A 23,583-nucleotide genomic window follows, 5' to 3' on the forward strand; every position below is an offset into this window, starting at 1 on the left:
CGTGGCCGACCAGCTCCCGTACAAGCCGCGGCCCGGCGAGATCCCGACGAACCCGGGCGTGTACCGCTTCCTCGGGCCGGAGGGGCGCGTGCTCTACGTCGGCAAGGCGAAGAACCTGCGCCAGCGGCTGTCGAACTACTTCGCCCCGCTCCACACGCTCCACGAGCGCACGCGCCGCATGGTCACCACGGCGACGAAGGTCGAGTGGACGGTCGTGCCGACCGACGTCGATTCGCTGCAGCTCGAGTACCAGTGGATCAAGGAGTTCGATCCGCCCTTCAACGTCAAGTACCGCGACGACAAGTCGTACCCGTTCCTCGCGGTCACGCTCGCCGACGAGGCCCCGCGCGTCATGGTGACGCGCAATCGGAGGATCCGCGGGGCGAAGTACTTCGGTCCGTACCCGAAGGTGTGGGCGGTGCGCGACACGATCGACCTCATGCTCAAGGTGTTCCCGATCCGCACCTGCAGCGACTCGTCGTACAAGCGCGCGATGCAGTCGGGCAGACCCTGCTTCCCGGGGCAGATCGGCAAGTGCGGCGGCCCCTGCTCGCAGCGCGTGACGATCGAGGAGCACCGCGCGATCGTCGACGACTTCGTCGCGTTCATGCAGGGCGGCGACGAGCGGTTCCGGCGCGACCTCACGGCGCGCATGAAGGAGGCCGCGGCGGCGCTCGAGTTCGAGCTCGCTGCGCGGCTGCGCGATCAGCTGGAATCGATCGACGCCGTCCTCACGAAGAGCGCGCTCGTGCTGCCGGAGGACGCCGATGCCGACGTCTTCGGCATCGCCGAGGACGAGCTCGACGCCGCCGTGCACGTGTTCGTCATCCGCGGGGGCCGCGTGCGCGGCGTCTCATCGCACGCGATCGACAAGGAGCTCGACATCTCGGGCGGCGATCTCGTCGACCAGGTGCTGCAGCGCGCATACGGCGAGGTCGGCGGCGCCGACGTACCTCGCAACGTGCTCGTGCCGGAGCTGCCGCCCGCCCACGACGAACTCGAGCAGTTCCTCCGCGACAGGCGGGGGGCGAAGGTCGAGATCCAGGTCGCGCAGCGCGGACAGAGGGCCGAGCTCGTGCGCAGCGCGACGCTCAACGCCCAGCAGGCGCTCGTGCGCCGCAAATCCCAGCGCACGAGCGATTACGCGACGCGCACACAGGCGCTCGCCGATCTCCAGGAGGCGCTCGGCATGAGCGAGGCACCCCTCCGCATCGAGTGCTACGACATCTCCCATCTGCAGGGGACGAACGTCGTCGGATCCATGGTGGTCTTCGAAGACGGCCTGCCGCGCAAGGACCAGTACCGGTCGTTCTCGATCACCTCGACGACCGACGACACCGACAGCATCCACCAGGTGCTCACCCGCCGCCTCGCACACCTCGACGAGCCGGCCGACGCGCCCGTCGACGCCGCCGAGCTCGCGACGCGCGACGAGGAGGGCGTCGTCACCGAGACGAGCCCGCGGCGGCGCTTCTCGTACCCGCCGCAGCTCCTCCTCGTCGACGGCGGGCAGCCGCAGGTGAACGCCGCGGCGCGGGCGCTGCGCGAGGCGGGCCGCACCGACATCGCGCTCGCGGGCATCGCGAAGCGCCTCGAGGAGCTCTGGCTGCCGGACGACGACTACCCCGTGATCCTGCCGCGCTCGTCCGAGGCGCTCTACCTCGTGCAGCGGCTGCGCGACGAGGCGCATCGATTCGCGATCCGCCATCAGCGCGCCCGGCGCCGGCGCGACATCCGCAGCGTCCTCGCGGACGTCCCCGGTCTCGGCGACGCGCGCATCAAGGCCCTCCTCCGTCACTTCGGATCCGTCGCGGCGCTCCGCGAGGCGACCGTGGAGCAGCTCGAGGAGCTGCCCGGAATCGGCTCGCGCCTCGCCCAGACGATCCACGCGACCCTCGCGCAGGGATGAACTGCGGGCTCCCCACCCGATAGTGTGACCACCGTGACCGACGACAGCGCAGGCCGGGGCGAGATCCTCATCGTGACCGGGATGTCCGGGGCGGGGCGGTCGACCGTCGCGAACGCTCTCGAGGACCACGGCTGGTACGTCGTCGACAACCTCCCGCCGCAGATGCTGAGCCCCCTGCTCGAGCTCGCGGGACGCGTCGGCGAGCAGCTGCCGCGCGTCGCGGCCGTCGTCGACGTGCGCGGGGGAGGGCTGTTCGCCGACCTGCCGGCGGCCGCACAGCAGCTGCGCGACGCCAACAACCTGCGCATCGTGTTCCTCGATGCGAGCGACGAGGTGCTCGTGCGGCGGTTCGAGCAGGTGCGACGACCGCACCCGCTGCAGGCCGATGGCACGATCCTCGACGGGATCCGGGAGGAGCGCCGGCACCTGCAGGCGGTGCGCGAGCGCAGCGACGTGACGATCGACACGTCGAACCTCAACATCCACCAGCTCGCTCGCCGCACGGCCGACCTCTTCGAGGACGACGACGCCCCACGGCACCGCGTGACGATCCTCAGCTTCGGCTTCAAATACGGACTGCCGGCCGACGCCGATCTCGTCGCCGATATGCGGTTCCTGCCGAATCCGTTCTGGAACGACGAGCTGAGGAATCTCACGGGCGAGGATGAGGCCGTCAGCGACTACGTGCTCTCGCAGCCGGGGGCCGCCGAGTTCCTCGACGCGTACGCGACGGCGCTGGGCCCCGTCCTCGACGGATATCAGCGTGAGAACAAGAGTCACTCGACGATCGCCGTCGGCTGCACCGGCGGGAAGCACCGCTCCGTCGCGATGGCGCTCGCGCTCGGAGCCCTGCTCGAGCGCCTGCCGGGCGTGCAGGTGCGCGTACGACATCGCGACCTCGGCCGCGAGTGAGCGCGAGGGCCGCCCCCCCTCCTTCATAGCCCGATCCGCTGGGAGTTCGACCACGGCCCGGCCGAGGGCGGCCGGTAGTCTGGAACACCCGCTCTGAGCCAGAGCGTGATGCCTTTTCGAGTGAGGAGATCCGTGGCACTGACCGCCGAAGTGAAGGCCGAGCTCATCGCCGTGCGCGACCCGCGCCCGAACGTACGAGTCGCCGAGACGACCGCGCTTCTGCGCTTCGCCGGAGGCCTGCACTCGATCGCGGGCCGCGTCGCCGTCGAGGCCGAGGTCGACGACCGCCGCCTCGCGCTGCGCACCGCGCGCGACATCGCCGAGATCTACGGGGTGCGGCCCGAGCTGGCGCACATCCAGTCGTCCGGTGCCCGCGACGGCGAGCGATTCGCCGTGAGGATCGTGAACGGCGGCGAGACGCTCGCGCGCCAGACCGGCCTTCTCGACATGCGCCGTCGCCCCGTGCGCGGCCTGCCGAACCGCCTCACGACCGGCAACCAGGAGGACCTGGCCGCCGTCTGGCGCGGCGCGTTCCTCGCCGCGGGATCCGTATCGGAGCCGGGGCGTTCGGCCTCGCTCGAGGTCGCCTGCCCGTCGGGCGAGGCGGGCATGGCCCTCGTCGGCGCGGCGCACCGCATCGGGATCGCGGCGAAGCAGCGCGAGGTCCGCGGCGTCCCCCGCGTGGTGATCCGCGACGCCGAGGCGATCCGCGGGATGCTGCTCGCGATGGGCGCGACGAGCGCCGCCGAGAGCTGGGATGAGATGCGGCAGCGCCGCGAGGTGCGCGCGGGTGTGAACCGCCTCGTCAACTTCGACGACGCGAACCTGCGCCGTTCCGCGCAGGCCGCCGTCGCGGCGTGCGCGCGCGTCGAGCGCGCTCTCGAGATCCTCGGAGACAACGTCCCGGATCACCTGAAGCAGGCGGGTGAGCTGCGGCTCGCGCACCGCGACGCGAGTCTCGACGAGCTCGGCCATCACGCGGATCCGCCCCTCACGAAGGACGCCGTCGCAGGCCGGATCCGTCGGCTCCTCGCGATGGCAGACAAGCGCGCCACCGCCGAGAGCATTCCGGGCACGGAGTCTGCCGTCCCGCCGCAGGTCGAGACCGCCTGACGCCGGTCGAGGCGCGCTCGTGGTCACGAGATGTCATGCGCGTGTGACCTCGGCCTCCGGCGTCACTAGGATGAGATCGTCCGCTCGAATCGCGGCGTGCGATTTTCGAGGATCCGGCACGAAGGAGAAGGCGACTGATGGCCAAGTACACTCTTCCCGAACTCACCTACGACTACGGCGCGCTCGAGCCCCACATCAGCGGCCGCATCATGGAGCTGCACCACTCGAAGCACCACGCCGCATATGTCGCGGGCGCCAACACGGCGCTCGAGCAGATGGCTGAGGCGCGCGAGACGGGCAGCTTCGGCTCCATCAACAAGCTCGAGAAGGACCTCGCGTTCCACCTCGGCGGACACACGAACCACTCGATCTTCTGGACGAACCTCACGCCGGAGGGCCAGGAGCGTCCGGAGGGCGAGATCGCTGCGGCGATCGACGAGCACTTCGGCTCGTTCGACGGCTTCCAGGGCCAGTTCACGGCCGCCGCGATGGGCATCCAGGGCTCTGGCTGGGCCGGCGTGTTCTGGGACTCGATCGGCGAGAACCTCGTGATCCAGCAGTTCTTCGACCAGCAGTCGCAGTTCGCCGCCGGCACGGTTCCGATCCTGCTGCTCGACATGTGGGAGCACGCCTTCTACCTCGACTACCAGAACGTCAAGGGCGACTACGTCAAGGCGTTCTGGAACATCGTCAACTGGGACAACGTGAAAGAGCGCTTCGACACGGCCCGCGAGAAGACCTCGGGCCTGCTCGTCGCGAACTGACCCGTGAGCCGGGCAGGCGGAGTGCGGATCCACCTGCCCGGCTCGTCCCATTCCGACCCGCAACACCCCATCAAGAGCCTCAGCACGAGGCAGACACCCAAGGAGACTTCAGTGTCCGCACGGATCGGTATCAACGGCTTCGGCCGCATCGGACGCAACTTCCTTCGAGCCGCGCTCAGCCAGGGCGCGGACATCGAGGTCGTCGCAGTCAACGACCTGACCGACAACAAGTCGCTCGCCCAGCTGCTCAAGTTCGACTCCGTCGGCGGCCCGCTCGGCAAGGACGTCACGTACGATGACGAGTCGATCACGGTCGACGGCACCCAGATCAAGGCCTTCGCGGAGCGCGACCCTGCCAAGCTGCCGTGGGGCGACCTCGGCGTCGACATCGTCATCGAGTCGACCGGATTCTTCACCAAGCCCGAGGACGCCGAGAAGCACATCCAGGCGGGTGCCAAGAAGGTCATCATCTCGGCCCCGGCCGGCGGCCCGGCCCCCACCTTCGTCATCGGCGTGAACGAAGACGACTACAACCCCGAGACGGATCACGTCATCTCGAACGCGTCGTGCACGACGAACGCGCTCGCGCCGCTTGCGAAGGTCTTCAACGACGCCTTCGGCATCGAGCGCGGCTTCATGATGACGGCCCACGCCTACACGGCCGACCAGAACCTTCAGGACGGCCCCCACAAGGACCTCCGTCGCGCGCGCGGCGCCGCCGTCAACATCGTCCCGACCTCGACGGGTGCCGCGAAGGCCATCGGCCTCGTGCTCCCCGAGCTCAACGGCAAGCTCGACGGCACCAGCTACCGCGTGCCGGTCCCCACGGGATCCATCGTCGACCTCACGCTCGTCACCAAGGACGGCCTGACCGCCGACGAGATCAACGCGGCCTACCGTGCGGCCGCGGCCGAGGGCTCGCTCAAGGGCATCCTGCAGTACTCGGAGGACCCGCTGGTCTCGAGCGACATCCAGCAGAATCCGCACTCGTCGATCTTCGACTCGGGCCTCACGAGCGTCAGCGGCAACCTGGCCAAGGTCTCGTCGTGGTACGACAACGAGTGGGGCTACTCGAACCGCCTCGTCGACCTCGCGGCGTTCGTCGGCGCGAAGCTCTGATCCGGCTCCCCGAGCCGCATCACCACACCAGATGATCGAACGCCCGTCCGCACCGCGAACCGCTTCGCGGGCGGACGGGCGTTCGCTGTAGATTGGCGAGAAGATGACCCTCCGTACTCTCGAATCCCTGGGCGACCTCGCGGGCAAGCGCGTCTTCGTCCGCTGCGACTTCAACGTGCCGCTCGCAGACGGCGCGATCACCGACGACGGTCGCATCCGCGCGGCGCTCCCGACCCTGCGCGCCCTGCTCGACGCCGGCGCGACGGTCGTCACGTCGTCCCACCTGGGGCGTCCGAACGGATCCCCCGATCCCCAGTACTCTCTCGCGCCCGTCGCGGATCGCCTCGGCGAGCTGCTCGGGGCGCCCGTCGCCTTCGCGACCGACACGGTGGGCGACTCGGCCGTGCAGACGGTCGCGGCCCTCGAGAACGGCCAGATCGCCGTGCTCGAGAACCTCCGCTTCAACGCGGGCGAGACCTCGAAGGACGACGCCGAGCGCCGTGCCTTCGCCGAGCAGCTCGCCGCATTCGCCGATGTCATGGTGTCCGAGGGGTTCGGCGTCGTGCACCGCAAGCAGGCGAGCGTATACGAGCTCGCGCAGATCCTCCCCAGCGCCGCCGGCACCCTCGTCGCCCACGAGGTGAGCGTGCTCGACCGCCTGCTCACCTCGCCCGATCGGCCGTACACGGTCGTCCTCGGCGGCTCCAAGGTGAGCGACAAGCTCGGTGTCATCGACAGCCTGCTGCCGCGCGTCGAGAAGCTCCTCATCGGCGGCGGAATGGCCTACACCTTCCTCGCCGCACAGGGACACGCGATCGGCAAGAGCCTCGTCGAGCCCGACCAGATCGAGGCCGCGAAGGGCTACATGCGCACCGCGGAGGAGAAGGGCGTCGAGCTGCTCCTCCCCGTCGACAGCCTCATGGCATCCGGCTTCGCGGCCGACGCCGCGTTCGAGAACGCGCCGAGCGACGCCCTCGAGGGCACGTCGATCGGCGCAGACGCGATCGGCCTCGACATCGGACCTGAGACGGCCGAGCAGTTCGCGGCGGCGGTCTCGTCCTCGAAGACGGTGTTCTGGAACGGCCCCATGGGCGTGTTCGAGTTCGACGCGTTCGCCGGCGGCACCCAGGCCGTCGCGCAGGCGCTCACACAGACCGACGGCCTCACGGTCGTCGGAGGCGGAGACTCCGCCGCGGCCGCGCGCAAGCTCGGTTTCGCCGACGACCAGTTCGGCCACGTGTCGACCGGCGGCGGCGCCAGCCTCGAGTTCCTCGAGGGCAAGAAGCTCCCCGGACTGGAGGTCCTCGGATGGGAATGACACGCACCCCGCTCATCGCGGGAAACTGGAAGATGAACCTCGACCACCTGCAGGCGGTCGCGCTCGTCCAGAAGCTCCATTGGAGCCTCAAGGACGCGTCGCACGACTTCGACGACGTCGACGTGACGCTGTTCCCGCCGTTCACCGACCTGCGCAGCGTGCAGACGCTGCTCGACGCCGACAAGATCCCGTTCGGCCTCGGCGCACAGGACCTCTCGGCGCACGACTCGGGTGCCTACACAGGCGAGGTCTCGGGCGGGTTCCTCAGCAAGCTGAACTGCGGATCCGTCATCATCGGCCACTCGGAGCGCCGCGAATACCACGCAGAGACCGACGAGGTCGTCGCCGCGAAGGTGACCGCCGCGCTGAAGCACGGGCTCGTGCCCGTGATCTGCGCCGGCGAGACGAGCGAGGACCTCGAGAAGTTCGGCGCGAGCGCCGTTCCCGTCTCGCAGCTCGAGATCGCCCTCGAGGGCGTCGCGAAGGGTGCTGAGATCGTCGTCGCCTACGAGCCCGTCTGGGCCATCGGATCCGGACAGGCCGCGACGCCCGAGCAGGCCCAGGAGGTCTGCCAGAAGCTCCGCGACGTCATCCGCGCGAAGCTGGGCGACGAGGCGGGCGACGCCACGCGCGTGCTGTACGGCGGCTCGGTGAAGTCGAGCAACATCGCGTCCTTCATGCGCGAGCCCGACATCGACGGCGCGCTCGTCGGCGGCGGCAGCCTGAAGGTCGACGAATTCAGCTCGATCATCCGCTTCCGGAAGCACGTCGGAGTCTGACCTTGTCCGCGAGTGCCGCCGCGTGGTTTCCGCGCGGCGGCACTTCGCGCATATACTGAGGGATTGTGCGACCGCCCAAGCGGCGTACGACGGAAAGGCCACATCGCGTGCAGATTCTCGAGTTCATCCTGCAGGTCCTGCTCGGCATCACGAGCCTCCTGCTCACGCTGTTCATCCTCATGCACAAGGGCCGCGGCGGTGGCCTCTCCGACATGTTCGGCGGTGGGATGTCTCAGGCCGTGAGCTCGTCCGGTTCGGCGGAGCGCATGCTCAACTACCTCACGATCATCCTCGCGCTCGTGTGGTTCCTGTCGATCGTGGGCCTCGGTCTCATCACGAAGTTCCAGGTGCTCTGATGGCCGGCGGCGCGAGCGCGATCCGCGGCACGCGGGTCGGATCCGGCCCCATGGGCGAGCAGGATCATGGGCACCAGGCCGATCGCACGGCTGTCACCTACTGGGACGCCCACGGCAACGAGGTCGTGAAGTTCTACGCGGCCGACATCGCGGAGGACGAGATACCCGAGGTCGTCGACCACCCGAAGTCCGGGCTCCCGGCGGGGCGCGACAAGAACGATCCGCCCGCGCCCGAGAAGCTGCAGGCCTACAAGTCGCACCTCGAGTACGTGAAGGAGCGCCGCTCCGACGAGGAAGCCGACGAGCTCCTCGAGGACGCGCTCAAGAAGCTGCGCGAGAAGCGCGGGCAGTAGACCGTACGAGCGTGAACGAAGATCGCCCCGTCCGATCGGACGGGGCGATCTTCGTTCACATGCGCGGGAAGATCAGCCGGCGGCGGCCTCGTCGGCGAAGACGATCGTCTCGATCAGGCCGCGGGCCATCGACGCGGGCGCGGCATCGGGATCCGGTCCCCGCCGCACCTTCTCGACGGCCTCGGCCTTGTCGGCGCCCGCGACGACGAGCCACACGCGCGCCGAGGCGTTGATGACCGGCAGCGTGAAGGTGACGCGCTCGGGCGGCGGCTTCGGCGAGTTCCGCACCGGCAGCACGACGGCGTCGACCTCGTGGATCTCGTCGCGGCCAGGGAACAGCGACGCGATGTGCGCGTCGGGGCCGACGCCGAGGAGGCACACGTCGAACGCGGGATACGCCCCGTGATCACCGCCGAACGCCGCGAGCTCGTCCGCGTACGCGCGGGCGGCGTCATCGAGGGATCCGTCCTCGATCGACCACGGCTCGTGCACGTTGACGTCGGGGACGTCGAGCGCGTCGAGGAGCGCGTCGCGCGCCTGCAGCGAGTTGCGCTCGCCGTCGGCGCGCGCGACGAAGCGCTCGTCGCTCCACCAGAAGTGCACGCGCGACCACGCGACCTCGTCGCGGTCGACGTGGGCGGAGACCGCGGCGAGCGTCGCGATCCCCATCGAGCCGCCCGTGAGCGACAGGTGCGCCTCGCCGCCCTCGGCCGTCAGCGGCGCGAGCTCGCGGATGAGCCGATCGCCCACGAGCGCCGCGAGGGAGCCCTTGTCGGGGCGGACGACGAACTCGGGCGTCGTCACGCCTGCTCCTCGGGATCCGACTCGGCGTCCGGCTCCTCGGTCGCCGCGGGGACGGCCGCCGCGCCGTTCGAGCTGACGGGAGCCGACAGCGCCGACCACCCGTCGGTGATGACGCGCCCGTAGAGGCGGTCGGGGTCGAGGCGCCGGAGCTCCTCCGCGATGCATTCGCGCAGCGAGCGCCGGGGGAGGAGCAGGTCGTGGTCGGGCTGGCCCGGCTGCGTGAGCACGGCGTGCGTCGACGAGCGTCGCTCGAGGACGATGTCGCCCGACGCACGCGTGAGGCGCACGGAGCGGATGCCGTGATCCCAGTCGCTCGGCCGCTCGTATCGCCATTCGACGGGCACGTCGAGAGCGAGGCCGAGCCACGCGGCGAGGAGCGCCGTCGAGGGCGAGGAGCTCGCGCCGCACACCTGCACGGCCGTGACGGTCTCGTAGGGCGGCTGCTCGAGCACGGCCGCGAGGTGCTCGCGCCACCGCGTCAGGCGCGTCCACGCGAGGTCGGTGTCGCCGGGGCGGTAGGTCTCGTCGAGGCGCTGCAGTCGCTCGGCCGCCTGAACCGAGGTCGACGAATCGGTGATGCGGCGCTGGGCGATCTTGCCGAGCGGGTCGAGGCCGGGCGCCTCGGGCGCCGTCTCGGGCCACCACACGACGACGGGCGCGTCGGGCAGCAGCAGTCCCGTGACGAGCGACTCGGCGTTGTTGGCCGCCTCGCCGTGGGCGCGGAGGATGACGACCTCGCTCGCGCCGGCGTCGCCGCCCACGCGGATCTGGGCATCCAGCCGCGAGGCGTCGTCGGGGTGCGTGACGAGCACGATGACCCGCATGGGGTGCTCGCGCGAGGCGTCGTTCGCGGCCTCGATGGCCTCCTCGACGGGGCGGTGGTCGCTCTTGATGATGAGCGTGAGCACGCGGCCGAGGGCGACGGCGCCGCCCTCCTCGCGTACGGATACGAGTCGCTTCGCGACCGTGCTGACGGTGGTCTCGTTCAGATCGATGATCACGGGCGCCTCCAGACGCGTCCATCCTGCGCGAGCAGGGCATCGGCCGACTGCGGGCCCCAGGAGCCGGGCTCGTACTGCTCGAGCGGCTCGTCCAGGCTCGCCCAGTACTCCTCGATCGGATCGAGGATGCGCCACGACAGCTCGACCTCCTCGTGGCGGGGGAACAGCGGCGGATCTCCGAGCAGCACGTCGAGGATCAGGCGCTCGTACGCCTCGGGGCTCGCCTCCGTGAAGGCGTGGCCGTAGCCGAAGTCCATCGTCACATCGCGCACGTGGGTGCCGTTGCCGGGGACCTTCGAGCCGAATCGCAGCGTCACACCCTCGTCGGGCTGCACGCGGATCACTAGCGCGTTCTGGCCGAGCTCCGACGACTGTCCGCGTGAGAACAGGTGCTCGGGGGCCTTCTTGAACACGACCGCGATCTCGGTCACACGGCGGCCCAGGCGCTTGCCCGTGCGCACGTAGAACGGCACGCCCGCCCAGCGGCGCGTGTCGATCTCGAGCTTGATGGCCGCGTAGGTCTCGGTTGCGGAGCGGGGGTTCATGCCGTCCTCGTCGAGGAAGCCGGTGACCTGCTCGCCGCCCTGCCAGCCGCCCGCGTACTGCCCGCGCGCGGTGGCCGTCGAGAGATCCTCCGGCAGCCGCACGGCCGCGAGGACCTTCTCCTTCTCGGCGCGCAGGTGCTCGGCGGAGAGGCTGATGGGCTCCTCCATCGCCGTGAGCGCGAGGAGCTGCAGGAGGTGGTTCTGGATGACGTCGCGGGCGGCGCCCACGCCGTCGTAGTAGCCGGCGCGGCCGCCGACGCCGATGTCCTCGGCCATCGTGATCTGCACGTGGTCGATGTGGTTGCGGTTCCAGATCGGCTCGTACAGCTCGTTCGCGAAGCGCATCGCGAGGATGTTCTGCACGGTCTCCTTGCCGAGGTAGTGGTCGATCCGGAAGATCGCGTCGCTCGGGAAGGCGGCCTCGAGCGAGTCGTTGAGCTCGCGTGCCGACTCGAGGTCGTGGCCGAAGGGCTTCTCGATGACGACGCGGCGCCAGGTCTCGCCGTCGGCCTTCTCATCGACGAGGCCCGAGTTCAGGAGCTGCTGGGCGACGACGTCGAACGCCTTCGGCGGGATCGAGAGGTAGAAGGCGTGGTTGCCCATCGTGCCGCGGTCGCGGTCGAGGTCGTCGACCGTCTTGCGCAGGCGTGCGAACGCGTCGGGGTCGTCGAACGCGCCCTGGACGAAGCGGATGCCCTGGGCGAGCTGCTGCCAGGTCTCCTCGCGGAACTCGGTGCGCGCGTGTTTCTTGACCGAGTCGTGGACGACCTGCGCGAAGTCCTCGTCGGCCCACTCGCGGCGGGCGAAGCCGACGAGCGCGAATCCGGGCGGCAGGAGACCGCGGTTGGCGAGGTCGTAGACGGCGGGCATGAGCTTCTTGCGGGAGAGATCTCCCGTGACGCCGAAGATCACGAGCGCGCTCGGCCCGGCGATGCGATTGAGGCGACGGTCGTCGCTGTCGCGCAGCGGATTGACGCCGCGCTGGATGGAGACAGGCATAGTTCCCTAGGGTCGCGGAATGGCGATGCGGACTCGTGAGAGGGGGAGCGGCCGCTGGCGGGCGGCCGCGGAACCGGGCCGGGCCTCCCGCTGGGGAGCGGAAGGCCCGGCCGACGGGATCAGCGCGCCGACTCGAGCGCGTCGGCGACCGTCTTCTGGAGGTCGTGCCACGAGGCGATGAACTTCTCGACGCCCTCGTCCTCGAGCACCTGCGTGACGTCCGCGAAGTCGACGCCCACGGCGGCGAGCTTCTCGAACACGCCGTGCGCGTCGGCGTAGTTCGGCGTGACGGCGTCGCCGGCGACCTCGGCGTGGTCGTGCGTGGCCTCGAGCGTCTTCTCGGGCATCGTGTTCACGGTGCCCCTCGCGACGAGCTCGGTCACGTAGAGGGTGTCGGGGAGCGCGGGGTCCTTCACTCCCGTCGACGCCCACAGCGGGCGCTGCACGTTCGCGCCGGCCGAGACGAGGCCGGCCGCGCGCTGCTCGGCGAACTTCTTCTCGAACAGCTCGTATGCGAGGCGCGCGTTCGCGACGCCGGCCTGCGACTTCAGCGCGAGCGCCTCGTCGGATCCGATCGCCGCGAGGCGCCCATCGACCTCCGTGTCGACACGCGACACGAAGAACGAGGCGACCGAGTGGATCGTCGACACGTCGATCCCCGCGTCCTTCGCCTTCTCGATGCCGGCGAGGTACGCGTCGATGACCTCGGCGTAGCGCTCGAGGCTGAAGATGAGCGTGACGTTGACGCTGATGCCGGCGCCGATCACTTCGGTGATGGCGGGGAGGCCCGCCTTCGTCGCGGGGATCTTGATGAGCACGTTCTCACGGTCGACGCGGGCCGAGAGGTCCTTCGCCTGCGCGATCGTCCCGACCGTGTCGTGCGCGAGGTCGGGGGAGACCTCGATCGAGACGCGGCCGTCGAGCGTGCCCGTCGCGTCGTAGACAGGGCGGAAGATGTCGCACGCGTCGCGCACGTCATCGGTCGTGATCGCGAAGATCGCGTCGTCGGTCGTCGCGTTCTCGCCCGCAAGCGCCGCGATGGCGTCGGCGTACGACGCGCCGTTCGAGAGCGCGCCGGCGAAGATCGTCGGGTTCGTCGTCACGCCGGTGACGCTGCGCGAGGTGATGAGCTCCGACAGGTTGCCGGAGGAGATGCGGTCGCGCGAGAGGTCGTCGAGCCAGATGCTGACGCCCTCGGCGGCGAGCTGAGCGGTGGGGGAGGTCATGCGTTCTCCTTCAGGGTCTCGCGTGCGGCCTGGACGACCGCTTCCGTGGTGATGCCGAACTTCTGGAAGAGGGTTCCCGCGTCGGCCGATGCACCGAAGTGCTCGAGGGAGACGGAACGGCCCGTGCTGCCGACGACAGTGGCCCAGGGCATCGCGATGCCGGCCTCGACCGAGACGCGCGCCGTGAGGGACGAGGGCAGGACGCTCTCGCGGTACTCCTCGGGCTGCTCGGCAAACCACTCGAGCGACGGAGCCGAGACGACGCGGGCGTTCACGCCCTCGCCTTTCAGCGCCTCGCGCGCCTCGACGGCGAGCTGCACCTCGGACCCGGTCGCGATGAGCACGACGTCCGGCGTGCCGTTCGGCGCCTCGGCGAGCACATACGCGCCCTTGCCGGTGAGCGAGGCCGACGCGAAGGTGTCACCCGTCGCCTCGCCCTCACCGCGCTCGTAGGTGGGAACGCCCTGGCGCGTCAGCGCGATGCCCGCGGGGCCGCCGCGGCGCTTCAGGATCTCGAGCCACGCATAGGCGGTCTCGTTGGCATCCGCGGGGCGGACGAACGCGAGGTTCGGGATGGCGCGCAGCGCGGCGTAGTGCTCGACGGGCTGGTGCGTCGGGCCGTCCTCGCCGAGTCCGATCGAGTCATGCGTCCAGACGAAGATGCTCGGGATGTTCATGAGCGCCGCGATGCGGACAGCGGGGCGCATGTAGTCGGCGAACTGCAGGAACGTGCCGCCGTAGGCGCGCGTCTTGCCGTGCAGCGTGATGCCGTTGAGGATAGCGCCCATGCCGTGCTCGCGGATGCCGAAGTGCAGCACGCGCCCGTACGGGTCGCCCTTCCACTTGCCGGTCGAATGCTCGGCGGGGATGAACGACTTCGCGCCGTCGATGGTGGTGTTGTTCGAGCCGGCGAGGTCGGCCGAACCGCCCCACAGCTCGGGCAGCTCGGGGGCGAGGGCGTTGAGCACCTTGCCGGACGCGGCGCGGGTCGCGAGGCCCTTGCCGGCCTCGAACACCGGCAGCGCCTGCTCGATGTCGGCGGGCAGCTCTCCCGCCTCGAGGCGATCGAACAGAGCCTTGCGCTCGGGGTTCGCCGCGGCCCACGCATCGAACCGCTCCTGCCACGCGGCCTGCGCCGCGGTGCCGCGCTCGACGAGCTCTCGCGTGTGCGCGATGACCTCGTCGGCGACCTCGAAGCTCTTCTCGGGGTCGAAGCCCATGACCTTCTTGGTCGCGGCGAGCTCGTCGGCGCCGAGGGCGGATCCATGGATGCCGCCCGTGTTCTGCTTGCCGGGGGCCGGCCAGCCGATGACGGTCTTGAGGACGATGAGCGAGGGCTTGCCGGTCTCGGCCTTGGCCGCCTCGATCGCCGCGTGCAGCTCGGCGATGTCCTCGACGTACTCGCCGGTCTTCTTCCAGTCGACCGTGAGCACCTGCCAGCCGTACGACTCGTACCGCTTCGCGACGTCCTCGGTGAACGCGACGTCGGTGTCATCCTCGATGGAGATCTGGTTCGCGTCGTACAGCGCGATGAGGTTGCCGAGCTTCTGGTGGCCGGCGAGCGAGCTGGTCTCGCTCGTGACGCCCTCCTGCAGGTCGCCGTCGGAGGCGATGACGTACACGAAGTGGTCGAAGGGGCTCTCGCCGGCGGGAGCCTCGGGGTCGAAGAGGCCGCGCTCGTATCGAGCGGCGTAGGCGAAGCCCACCGACGAGGCGAGGCCCTGGCCGAGCGGGCCGGTCGTGATCTCGACGCCGTCGGTCTCGCCGAACTCGGGGTGGCCCGGGGTCTTCGACTCCCAGGTGCGCAGCGCCTTGACGTCGTCGAGCTCGAGCCCGAAGCCGCCGAGATAGAGCTGCACGTACTGCGTCAGCGAGGAATGCCCCGCGGAGAGGATGAAGCGGTCGCGCCCCACCCAGTGCGTGTCGGCTGGATTGTGGTTCATCACGCGCTGGTAGAGCAGGTACGCCGCGGGAGCGAGGCTCATCGCCGTTCCCGGGTGGCCGTTTCCGACCTTCTCGACAGCGTCGGCTGCGAGCACTCGCGCGGTGTCGACGGCCCGGCCGTCGATCTCGTCCCAATGCAGTTCCGCCACGGGACCGCCTTTCGTGATGGGGTGAAGCGTCTCAGAGCGGTCGCTGCCTCGAGAGTGAGGTGGGTATCGATGTCGGACCGCGTCGACGCGCGTTTCGCGCCCCAGCATAGTGATTTCCGGGGACTGCCGCGTCATAGCGTGTCAGCGGATGACGCTCGCCCGGTTCCCGTCCGGCGACGGGCGTGTGACGAACACCGCACGTCGTCGCCGTGGGTGCTGTGAGCATGAGAGGAGCCTGATCGTCGCGGGGATCCGGCCTGCCCTAGAATGGGGTGGTTGCACACGGAGCACAGAATCAGGAGGCACCCGCGGTGTCGATGACTTCTCGCCCCGAGCCCGCGTCCGCGGAAGGACAGCGCGGTTCGGCCGGCACGGCGCCGCGCCGCAGCGTCTCCCGCACCCTCGCGGCATATGTCGCGCTCACGAAGCCGCGGGTCCTCGAGCTGCTGCTCGTCTCGACGGTGCCCGTCATGTTCCTCGCCGCCCAGGGGCTGCCGAACCTGTGGCTCGTCGTCGCCACCGTGATCGGCGGTGCCATGAGCGCCGGCTCCGCCGCGTCGTTCAACATGTACATCGATCGCGACATCGATGCGCGCATGAAGCGCACGAAGAACCGTCCCATCGTGACGGGCGAGATCACGCCGCGCGCCGCCCTGATCTTCTCGTGGGTGCTCGCGATCGTGCAGGCCGTGTGGTTCCTCGCGTTCACCAACCTGCTCACGACATTCCTGTCGGCGTTCGCGATCTTCTTCTACGTCGTCGTCTACACGATCCTGCTCAAGCGCCATACCGAGCAGAACATCGTATGGGGTGGGATCGCGGGCTGCTTCCCCGTGCTCATCGGCTGGACGGCCGTGACGAACTCGCTCGACTGGGCCCCGTTCGTGCTGTTCGCGCTCGTGTTCCTGTGGACGCCGCCGCACTACTGGCCGCTGTCGATCAAGTACGCCGCAGACTACGACGAGACCGATGTGCCGATGCTCGGGGCGACCCGTTCGGGCGCGCAGGTCGGGCTGCAGGTCGTGCTCTACGCGTGGGCGACCGTCGCGTGCTCCCTGCTGCTCGTCCCCGTCGCGGGCATGGGCCTCGTCTACACCGCCTCCGCGCTCGTGTTCGGCGCCTGGTTCATCTACGAGTCGCACCGCATGTACGCGATGTCCGTGCGGGCCTCGGCCGGTGTCGCCGACGGATCCGCCGCTCGCCCGATGCGCGTCTTCCACGCCTCGATCACGTACCTCACGCTCGTGTTCGTGGCCGTCGCGGTCGACCCGCTCCTGCCGTTCTGACGACCGGCCCGCCGGTCGCCGTGTCGGACCGCCGCGATAGCCTGATCCGGTGACGACCGCCGACGGATCCCCTCCCCACACCCGCACGATCACGCTCGATCACGGCGGCCGCTGGCGGGCGTTCTGGGCGAGCCTGTCGGTGGCGGCGCTCACGATCCTCGACATCTCGAAGGTCAATGTCGGCCTCGCGTCGATCGAACAGGCGCTCGGCGGCGGATCCACCGAGCTGCAGCTCGTCGTGTCGGGCTACATCCTCGCCTTCGGCCTCACGCTCGTCCCGTTCGGTCGGATCGGCGACCAGCGCTCGCGACGCACGCTGATGATCGCGGGCCTCATCGGCTTCACGATCGCGAGCGCGCTGTGCGCCCTCGCGCCGAACATCTGGATGCTCGTGATCGCGCGGTTCCTGCAGGGCGTCGCGGCCGGCGTGCAGATGCCGCAGGTGATGGGCACGATCCAGCAGGTCTTCACGGGGCGCGAGCGGGCCACCGCCTTCGGCTTGTTCGGCGCCATCATCGGGCTGTCGACGGCGTTCGGGCCGACGATCGGCGGCCTCCTCATCGCGATCGGCGGGCCGACCGACGGCTGGCGCTGGATCTTCTGGATGAACGTGCCGCTCGGCATCGTCGTCATCGCGATCCTCGCGAAGACCCTTCCCGAGGTGCGGCGGCCGAGCGGCGAGAAGCTGTCGCTCGATCCCATCGGGCTGACGTTGTTCGGCATCACGGTGCTGACGCTCATGGTGCCGTTCCTGTTCACGACCGGGTCGCCCGACGACTCGCCCCTGCGCTGGTGGCTGCTCGTGCCGTGTGTGCTGTTCGCCGCCGCGTTCCTCGGCTGGGAGCGCCGCTACGCGCGCCGCGGCGGATCCCCCCTCGTTCCGCTCGGGCTGTTCCGAGTCACCTCATGGCGCAACGGCACGATCCTGCAGTCGCTGTACTTCGCGGCCATGCCATCGATCTTCCTGCTGACGGCGCTCTACCTCCAGACCGGCCTCGGCGTCGCGGCCGTGTACGCGGGCATGGTCACGATCGGCTTCGCCCTGCTCAGCGCGCTCTCGTCCTGGCTGAGCGGCAAGCTCGTGCAGCGATTCGGGCGCGCGCTCGTCATCTTCGGCCTCGTCCTCGTCCTCGCGGCGACCATCGGCCTCGTCGCGATCGCGCACCTCGCGAGCGATGAGGCCACGCCGTGGCTCATGGCCGCGATCCTGCTCGTCGGCGGCATCGGCGGCGGCTGCGTCATCTCGCCGAATCAGACGCTCACGCTCGCCGAGATCCCGCCCGCAGAGGGTGGCCTCGCGGGATCCGTCGGCCAGCTGGGGCAGCGCATCGGCAACGCGATCGGGGCCGCGATCGCGCTGTCGCTGTTCTACTCGACGATCTTCCGCGAAGAGGGGTCCGAGACGCACTCGGTCGCCTACCACGACGCATACGGGAACGGGCTGCTCTCGGCCGCGCTGTTCGTCGCCGCCGCACTCGTCGTCGCGTTCATCGACCTGGGCGCACGCCGCCGCTCGGAGCGCTCCGGGGCGGGGGAGGCATGACCTCGGCGGCCCCGCCGCGCCCTCGCCGGCGCCGGACGGGGTGGATCATCCTGGCGTCCGTCGCGGCGGTGTTCGCGGTCGTACTGGTGATCGCGCTCGTCGTGATGCCGCCCGTGCTCGCACGCCAGGAGGCGGAGGCGCGCTACGCCGACGCCGTCGCGGCGCAGAACGCGACGGCCGAAGAGCACCGCGAGGCGCACGCGGCGTTTCGCGCCGCGGCGGATCCCGCGCTGGAGTCCCTCGCGCTCGCCGACGAGATCGTGACGGACCGCGTGCGCCCCTACGTCGGGGCGGGTGCGTTCGAGGCGGCGTCGGAGGCGGCCGGCGCCGTGCGCGACGTGGACGACCTCCCGGACGCGCAGGATCCGCCCGAGGCGCGGCCGGCCGAGCATCTCGACTCGACCGACGCGTATACGGCGGCGGCCGAGGAGCTCGAGGACGAGGCCGCGGCGCTGGCGGCGGATGCCGAGCGGCTGACCGCGTCCGCGGGTGCGTACTCGGAGCGCGGGCCGGCGCTCGACGACGCGATCGCGGACCTGCGCGCGACGATCCCCGACGAGACGGCTCGCCTCGAGGAGGCCAACATCTCCTCGCGGGCGATCGAACGCGTTCGGCTGCAGTACGCCGCCGACCTCGCCGCGACGAGCGACGACACCGTCGCGTACTACGTCGACGAGTACGTCGCGGCGGCGCAGGTCGTCGAGCGATCGCAGGCGACAGAGCTCGCCGAGAAGGAGGTCGGCGACGGACTGTATGAGACCCGCCTCGAGATCGAGGATTTCGTGCGCTCGATCGTGGGCGATACGCGCGTCGACTTCGACTGGGCGCCGATCGTGAACGGCCTCGGCGCGGGCGAATCGGCCGGCGGCTTCACGACGTGGTGGTACAGCGATGGCGGCTACGCGACGATGGAGCTCTCGCACAGCATCGCGGCCTACTGGCCGGACGCGCGCTTCGAGAGCCTCGTCGTGCACGAGGCCGGCCACGCCATCACCTCGCAGTGCCGCGACATGCTCGCCGACCCGTTCGATGGCGATGTGGAGCTGATGGCGACTGCGTGGGCCATCGGCATGGGCTACGACAACCCGTGGGGCAACGGCGTCGACTACTACTACGGGGGCGTGCCGCCGGCGGACGACCTCGTCGATGCGTCGAAGGCGTGCCGCTGACCCCATCCGCATGACGCTCGTCGACGGGTTTCGCGAGACGACCCGTCGGTTCCGGCCATGTCAACGGTGGGCGGCGGGGCGCTTCAAGCGCAGCACGACGACGACATACGCGGCCGCCGTCAGCGACGCGAGCACCATGTGGACCCCCACCAGGAAGGGAGGCAGCGCGGTGTTCGCCTGCCAGATCCCGACGAAGATCTGGATCGCGAGCGCGCCGACGAAGGCACCGGACCACGCGCGCGTCGGGAGATCGCGGGCCCAGGCGACGCCCGCGATGACGAGCGCGAGCACGGCCAGGGCGTAGCCGGGCCACGAGTGCACGTGGGCGAGCACGGAGGCATCGAAGCCGTCGCGCTGGACGTACTCGTCGCCCGAGTGCGGGCCGTTCGCCGTCGTCAGAACTCCGAAGGCGATCGTGAGCGCGAGAACGAGGGAGGTGATGTGCACGAGGATCGCGTACCCCCTCGGCACGGCGAGCTCGCGCGGGCCCGTCACCGCGCTCATCCGGACGAGGAAGGCGGCCGTGACGCACACGAGGGCGAGGGACGAGGCGTAGTGGAAGCCGACGACGAAGGGGTTGAGGCCCGTCAGGACGGCGCTGCCGCCCACGACCGCCTGCGCCATGACGCCGACGAGCACGATCCAGGCGAGCGTCAGCAGGTCTCGGCGGACGGGAGTGATGATCAGGGAGTGCACGGCGCCGGCGATCGCGGCGACGAGCAGAACGACCGACATGGGGACCGCGCCCGACGCCCCTGCCGCGGTGAACGCGACGTAGGCGCCGACCGCGAGGACGATACCGCCCACGGCGAACAGAACCGCGGGAAGGAGCGAGCGCCGGCCTCCGGCCGCGTGCAGCGCGAGCAGCAGCACGGCGAGCGCGAGGATCCCCACCAGGCCCGTCATCGTGCGATTGCCGAACTCGATGATGCCGTGGATCCCCATCGCCGCCGTCGGGACGAGTGAATCCGGCGTGCAGAGCGGCCATTCCGAGCAGCCGAGTCCCGAGCCCGTGAGCCGCACCGCGCCGCCCGTTCCGATGATCACGACCTCGGCGAGGAACGACAGCCAGGCGAAGACCTTGAGCGCGGGGGAGATCGGCATGGGAGGGGCTCCTGTACCTGCCCTGGGTGTTACGGCGATACCGACGAGGCCCCGGGCGAAACCTGTAGAATTGAGCGATGAAGGATTCCCACGCGCCGCGTGCGGTATCCGCGAACAGTCTAGGGGCGTGACCTGCGCCATCGATGAGGGTCCGACCACACCGCGTCCACTCCGACGCGGTGGAGCAGCTGACACTGTTCGAGACCCGTGAGGAGAGTGTGAGCCGACATGTCTGATGTGCTGATCGACCGCCCAGAACTCGAAGGGCTGGGGGTGTACGAGTTCGGCTGGCACGATTCCGATGCCGCCGGAGCCAGCGCCCAGCGCGGCCTGAGCGACGCCGTCGTGCGCGACATCTCGGCGCTGAAGAGCGAGCCCGAGTGGATGCTCAAGAATCGGCTCAAGGCGCTGAAGCTGTTCGACAAGAAGCCGATGCCGACGTGGGGCGCCGACCTCAGCGAGATCGACTTCGACAACATCAAGTACTTCGTCCGCACGACGGAGAAGCAGGCCGAGTCGTGGGAGGACCTGCCCGACGACATCAAGAACACGTACGAGCGCCTCGGCATCCCGCAGGCCGAGCGCGAGCGTCTCGTCGCCGGCGTCGCCGCGCAGTACGAGTCCGAGGTCGTGTACCACCAGATCCGCGAGGACCTGGAGCAGCAGGGCGTCATCTTCATGGACACCGATACGGCGCTGCGCGAGCACCCCGAGTTCTTCGAGGAGTACTTCGGCACCGTCATCCCCGCCGGCGACAACAAGTTCGCGGCGCTCAACACGGCCGTCTGGTCGGGCGGGTCGTTCGTGTACGTCCCCAAGGGCGTGCACGTCGAGATCCCCCTCCAGGCCTACTTCCGCATCAACACGGAGAACATGGGTCAGTTCGAGCGCACGCTGATCATCGCCGACGAGGGCAGCTACGTGCACTACATCGAGGGCTGCACGGCGCCGATCTACAAGAGCGACTCGCTGCACTCGGCCGTCGTCGAGATCATCGTGAAGAAGAACGCCCGCGTGCGCTACACGACGATCCAGAACTGGTCGAACAACGTCTACAACCTCGTCACGAAGCGCGCCGTCGCGGAGGCGGGCGCGACGATGGAGTGGGTCGACGGCAACATCGGCTCGAAGGTCACGATGAAGTACCCGTCGATCTTCCTCATGGGCGAGCACGCCAAGGGCGAGACGCTCTCGGTCGCCTTCGCAGGCCCCGGCCAGCACCAGGACGCCGGCGCGAAGATGATCCACATGGCGCCGTACACGCAGTCGTCGATCGTCTCGAAGTCGATCGCCCGCGGCGGCGGCCGTGCCGGTTACCGCGGCGAAGTCCGGGTCGACGAGAAGGCGCACCACTCGGCCAACTCGGTCGTCTGCGACGCCCTGCTCGTCGACACGCAGTCGCGCTCCGACACCTACCCGTCTATCGACATCCGCGTCGACGACGTCGTCCTCGGCCACGAGGCGACGGTGTCGAAGGTCAGCGAGGAGCAGCTGTTCTACCTCATGAGCCGCGGGCTCGAGGAGACCGAGGCCATGTCGATGATCGTGCGCGGCTTCATCGAGCCGATCGCGCGCGAGCTGCCGATGGAATACGCGCTGGAACTCAACAAGCTCATCGAGATGGGCATGGAAGGATCGGTCGGCTGAGGATGACGACTGGCACCACGGCGCCCGAGGTGGCGCAGGATCAGCACGGCCACATGGACCCGGCCCGCGCGCTCGTCGAGCCGCAGGACGCGGTCACGATCCCCGTCCAGACCCGCTCGGAGCGCCCGCGCTCGTTCGAGCCCGCCGACTTCGGCACCCCGACGGGGCGCGAGGTCAACTGGAAGCACACGCCGATCGCCCGCATCGCACCCCTGTTCGAGCCGGCGACGGTGAACGACGGCGTGAGCTATTCGTTCGCGTCGGGTGGCGAGTTCCAGGCCGCGGGGCTCCCGATCGGGCAGGCCCCGCGCGGCGAGTTCTTCGTCCCCGAAGACCTCACGTCGGCTGTCGCGTGGCAGGGATCCGCGGAGGCGCTCCACATCCGCATCCCCCGCGAGGTCGAGGTGTCCGAGCCGATCGTGCTCGACATCACCGGCCAGGGCGCCGAGCTGCGCGCCGACGGCCACCTCGTGATCGAGGCCGAGCCCATGTCGAAGGCGACCGTCGTGCTGCAGCACGCCGGCACCGCCCAGTACGCGCAGAACGTCGAGATCATCGCGCGCGACGGTTCGAACCTCACCGTCATCTCCGTGCAGAAGTGGGGCGACGACGCGATCCATGCGTCATCGCACCAGGCGCGCGTCGACCGTGACGCGTCGCTCACGCACTTCGTGATCACCTTCGGCGGCGGCGTCGTGCGCGTGAACCCGAACCTCGAGCTGTCAGGGCAGGGTTCCAACGGCGAGATGTTCGGCCTGTCGTACAGCGACGCCGGCCAGCACTTCGAGAGCCAGGTCTACCTCTTCCACAAGGGCGAGGCGACGACGGGCGATGTGCTGTACAAGAGCGCGCTGCAGGGGGCGACCGCCCGCAGCGTCTGGATCGGCGACGTGCTCATCGGCCCCGACGCGACGGGCACCGACTCGTATGAGGCGAACCGCAACCTGATCCTCACGAACGGCGCGCGCGCCGACTCGATCCCGAACCTCGAGATCAAGACGGGCGACATCAAGGGGGCCGGGCACGCGTCGGCGACCGGTCGCTTCGACGACGAGCAGCTGTTCTATCTGCAGGCGCGAGGCATCTCCGAGGAGGAGGCGCGGCACCTCATCGTGCTCGGCTTCCTCGCCGAGATCCCGCAGCGGATCCAGGTGCCCGATCTGCAGGCGACGCTCATCGCCGACATCGAGCGCGAGATCGCCGAGGGAGTCGCGGCGTGAGCGCCACGCGCGTGTGCTCGTTCAGCGAGCTCGAACAGGACGAGGCCCTGCGCGTCGAGGTCGACGGAACCCCGATCTCCGTCGTCCGCGACAGCAACGACGAGGTCCACGCGATCGGCGACACCTGCACGCACGGCGACATCTCTCTGTCCGAGGGCTTCGTCGAGGGCGACACGCTCGAGTGCTGGGCGCACGGATCCGCGTTCTCGCTGCGCACAGGCAAGCCCCTGAACCTCCCCGCTTACGAGCCCGTTCCGGTCTACGCCGTCCAGATCGACGGCGACGACGTGCTCATCGACATCAACGTGAAGAAGGAAAACTGA

Annotated in this window: 21 protein-coding genes; 15 read left to right on the forward strand and 6 right to left on the reverse strand. The window is 69.7% G+C overall.

All coding sequences use genetic code 11. The annotated features are described in order from the left end of the window. Position 1: 1 nt before the first annotated feature. The 9 genes from uvrC (at position 2) to GB932_RS04085 (ending at position 8,623) form a co-directional block, all read left to right on the forward strand. A complete protein-coding gene (gene uvrC / locus GB932_RS04045) occupies positions 2–1,909 on the forward strand; it encodes an excinuclease ABC subunit UvrC (RefSeq protein ID WP_156759418.1) in 1,908 nt (635 codons plus the stop codon). A gap of 33 nt (positions 1,910–1,942) precedes the next feature. Next, a complete protein-coding gene (gene rapZ, locus GB932_RS04050) occupies positions 1,943–2,821 on the forward strand; it encodes an RNase adapter RapZ (RefSeq protein WP_156759419.1) in 879 nt (292 codons plus the stop codon). A gap of 132 nt (positions 2,822–2,953) precedes the next feature. Further along, a complete protein-coding gene (whiA, locus tag GB932_RS04055; RefSeq protein WP_156759420.1) occupies positions 2,954–3,934 on the forward strand; it encodes a DNA-binding protein WhiA in 981 nt (326 codons plus the stop codon). Positions 3,935–4,071: 137 nt separating this feature from the next. Further along, positions 4,072–4,698, forward strand: a complete 627-nt coding sequence (locus GB932_RS04060) for a superoxide dismutase (RefSeq protein WP_156759421.1) — start codon at positions 4,072–4,074, stop codon at positions 4,696–4,698. A 111-nt stretch (positions 4,699–4,809) separates the two neighbouring features. Continuing rightward, complete coding sequence (gap, locus tag GB932_RS04065; RefSeq protein ID WP_156759422.1) at positions 4,810–5,817, forward strand: type I glyceraldehyde-3-phosphate dehydrogenase; 1,008 nt, start codon at positions 4,810–4,812, stop codon at positions 5,815–5,817. Positions 5,818–5,920: 103 nt separating this feature from the next. Then, the gene (locus GB932_RS04070) at positions 5,921–7,135 is read left to right on the forward strand and encodes a phosphoglycerate kinase (protein ID WP_156759423.1); all 1,215 of its coding nucleotides are present in this window, start codon (positions 5,921–5,923) and stop codon (positions 7,133–7,135) included. After that, on the forward strand, positions 7,126–7,914 hold the full coding sequence (tpiA, locus tag GB932_RS04075; protein WP_156759424.1) for a triose-phosphate isomerase: 789 nt from the start codon (positions 7,126–7,128) through the stop codon (positions 7,912–7,914). The genes GB932_RS04070 and tpiA overlap by 10 nt, the downstream gene beginning before the upstream one ends. A gap of 107 nt (positions 7,915–8,021) precedes the next feature. Further along, on the forward strand, positions 8,022–8,270 hold the full coding sequence (gene secG, locus GB932_RS04080) for a preprotein translocase subunit SecG (RefSeq protein ID WP_110589224.1): 249 nt from the start codon (positions 8,022–8,024) through the stop codon (positions 8,268–8,270). Continuing rightward, positions 8,270–8,623, forward strand: coding sequence for an RNA polymerase-binding protein RbpA (locus GB932_RS04085; RefSeq protein ID WP_156759425.1), 354 nt, complete (start codon positions 8,270–8,272; stop codon positions 8,621–8,623). The genes secG and GB932_RS04085 overlap by 1 nt, the downstream gene beginning before the upstream one ends. A 72-nt stretch (positions 8,624–8,695) precedes the next feature. Here the strand turns inward: GB932_RS04085 and pgl are convergent, their stop codons facing one another. The 5 genes from pgl to tkt form a co-directional block, all read right to left on the reverse strand. After that, the gene (gene pgl, locus GB932_RS04090; RefSeq protein ID WP_156759426.1) at positions 8,696–9,427 is read right to left on the reverse strand and encodes a 6-phosphogluconolactonase; all 732 of its coding nucleotides are present in this window, start codon (positions 9,425–9,427) and stop codon (positions 8,696–8,698) included. Continuing rightward, complete coding sequence (locus GB932_RS04095; RefSeq protein ID WP_156759427.1) at positions 9,424–10,428, reverse strand: glucose-6-phosphate dehydrogenase assembly protein OpcA; 1,005 nt, start codon at positions 10,426–10,428, stop codon at positions 9,424–9,426. The genes pgl and GB932_RS04095 overlap by 4 nt, the downstream gene beginning before the upstream one ends. After that, the gene (zwf, locus tag GB932_RS04100) at positions 10,425–11,972 is read right to left on the reverse strand and encodes a glucose-6-phosphate dehydrogenase (protein WP_156759428.1); all 1,548 of its coding nucleotides are present in this window, start codon (positions 11,970–11,972) and stop codon (positions 10,425–10,427) included. The genes GB932_RS04095 and zwf overlap by 4 nt, the downstream gene beginning before the upstream one ends. 119 nt (positions 11,973–12,091) lie before the next feature. After that, on the reverse strand, positions 12,092–13,198 hold the full coding sequence (tal, locus tag GB932_RS04105) for a transaldolase (RefSeq protein ID WP_156759429.1): 1,107 nt from the start codon (positions 13,196–13,198) through the stop codon (positions 12,092–12,094). Beyond that, positions 13,195–15,291: a transketolase gene (gene tkt, locus GB932_RS04110; protein WP_156759430.1), complete on the reverse strand. Its 2,097-nt coding sequence runs from the start codon at positions 15,289–15,291 to the stop codon at positions 13,195–13,197. The genes tal and tkt overlap by 4 nt, the downstream gene beginning before the upstream one ends. A gap of 317 nt (positions 15,292–15,608) precedes the next feature. Here tkt and GB932_RS04115 point away from each other — a divergent pair, with 317 nt between their 5' ends. From GB932_RS04115 to GB932_RS04125, 3 genes are read left to right on the forward strand one after another with little or no spacing between them, the layout of a single operon-like run. Further along, entirely contained in the window at positions 15,609–16,577 is a 969-nt protein-coding gene (locus tag GB932_RS04115) for a heme o synthase (protein ID WP_156759785.1), read from the forward strand. A gap of 49 nt (positions 16,578–16,626) precedes the next feature. Beyond that, on the forward strand, positions 16,627–18,120 hold the full coding sequence (locus GB932_RS04120) for an MFS transporter (RefSeq protein ID WP_231915993.1): 1,494 nt from the start codon (positions 16,627–16,629) through the stop codon (positions 18,118–18,120). Further along, entirely contained in the window at positions 18,117–19,289 is a 1,173-nt protein-coding gene (locus GB932_RS04125; RefSeq protein WP_156759431.1) for a hypothetical protein, read from the forward strand. The genes GB932_RS04120 and GB932_RS04125 overlap by 4 nt, the downstream gene beginning before the upstream one ends. 60 nt (positions 19,290–19,349) lie before the next feature. On the opposite strand, the gene GB932_RS19355 is transcribed toward GB932_RS04125, so the two are convergent. Beyond that, on the reverse strand, positions 19,350–20,393 hold the full coding sequence (locus GB932_RS19355) for a COX15/CtaA family protein (RefSeq protein ID WP_231915994.1): 1,044 nt from the start codon (positions 20,391–20,393) through the stop codon (positions 19,350–19,352). Positions 20,394–20,621: 228 nt separating this feature from the next. On the opposite strand from GB932_RS19355, the gene sufB reads away from it, so the two are divergent. From sufB to GB932_RS04145, 3 genes are read left to right on the forward strand one after another with little or no spacing between them, the layout of a single operon-like run. Beyond that, positions 20,622–22,040, forward strand: a complete 1,419-nt coding sequence (gene sufB / locus GB932_RS04135) for a Fe-S cluster assembly protein SufB (protein ID WP_156759432.1) — start codon at positions 20,622–20,624, stop codon at positions 22,038–22,040. A gap of 2 nt (positions 22,041–22,042) precedes the next feature. After that, positions 22,043–23,260 (forward strand): Fe-S cluster assembly protein SufD, encoded by a 1,218-nt coding sequence (sufD, locus tag GB932_RS04140; protein WP_156759433.1) that lies wholly within the window; start codon positions 22,043–22,045, stop codon positions 23,258–23,260. After that, a complete protein-coding gene (locus GB932_RS04145; RefSeq protein ID WP_156759434.1) occupies positions 23,257–23,583 on the forward strand; it encodes a non-heme iron oxygenase ferredoxin subunit in 327 nt (108 codons plus the stop codon). Before sufD ends, GB932_RS04145 begins: the two co-directional genes overlap by 4 nt.

This window comes from Microbacterium karelineae (genome assembly GCF_009745985.1).
Lineage (GTDB): Bacteria > Actinomycetota > Actinomycetes > Actinomycetales > Microbacteriaceae > Microbacterium > Microbacterium karelineae.

What these genes read in the sequence shown, in the direction of transcription:
- sufD (WP_156759433.1), top strand. Translation starts at nt 22,043, where the DNA reads ATGACGACTGGCACCACGGCGCCCGAGGTGGCGCAGGATCAGCACGGC.
- GB932_RS04085 (WP_156759425.1), top strand. Translation starts at nt 8,270, where the DNA reads ATGGCCGGCGGCGCGAGCGCGATCCGCGGCACGCGGGTCGGATCCGGC.
- GB932_RS19355 (WP_231915994.1), bottom strand. Translation starts at nt 20,393, where the DNA reads ATGCCGATCTCCCCCGCGCTCAAGGTCTTCGCCTGGCTGTCGTTCCTC.
- zwf (WP_156759428.1), bottom strand. Translation starts at nt 11,972, where the DNA reads ATGCCTGTCTCCATCCAGCGCGGCGTCAATCCGCTGCGCGACAGCGAC.
- tal (WP_156759429.1), bottom strand. Translation starts at nt 13,198, where the DNA reads ATGACCTCCCCCACCGCTCAGCTCGCCGCCGAGGGCGTCAGCATCTGG.
- sufB (WP_156759432.1), top strand. Translation starts at nt 20,622, where the DNA reads ATGTCTGATGTGCTGATCGACCGCCCAGAACTCGAAGGGCTGGGGGTG.
- tpiA (WP_156759424.1), top strand. Translation starts at nt 7,126, where the DNA reads ATGGGAATGACACGCACCCCGCTCATCGCGGGAAACTGGAAGATGAAC.
- GB932_RS04060 (WP_156759421.1), top strand. Translation starts at nt 4,072, where the DNA reads ATGGCCAAGTACACTCTTCCCGAACTCACCTACGACTACGGCGCGCTC.
- GB932_RS04115 (WP_156759785.1), top strand. Translation starts at nt 15,609, where the DNA reads ATGACTTCTCGCCCCGAGCCCGCGTCCGCGGAAGGACAGCGCGGTTCG.
- GB932_RS04125 (WP_156759431.1), top strand. Translation starts at nt 18,117, where the DNA reads ATGACCTCGGCGGCCCCGCCGCGCCCTCGCCGGCGCCGGACGGGGTGG.
- GB932_RS04070 (WP_156759423.1), top strand. Translation starts at nt 5,921, where the DNA reads ATGACCCTCCGTACTCTCGAATCCCTGGGCGACCTCGCGGGCAAGCGC.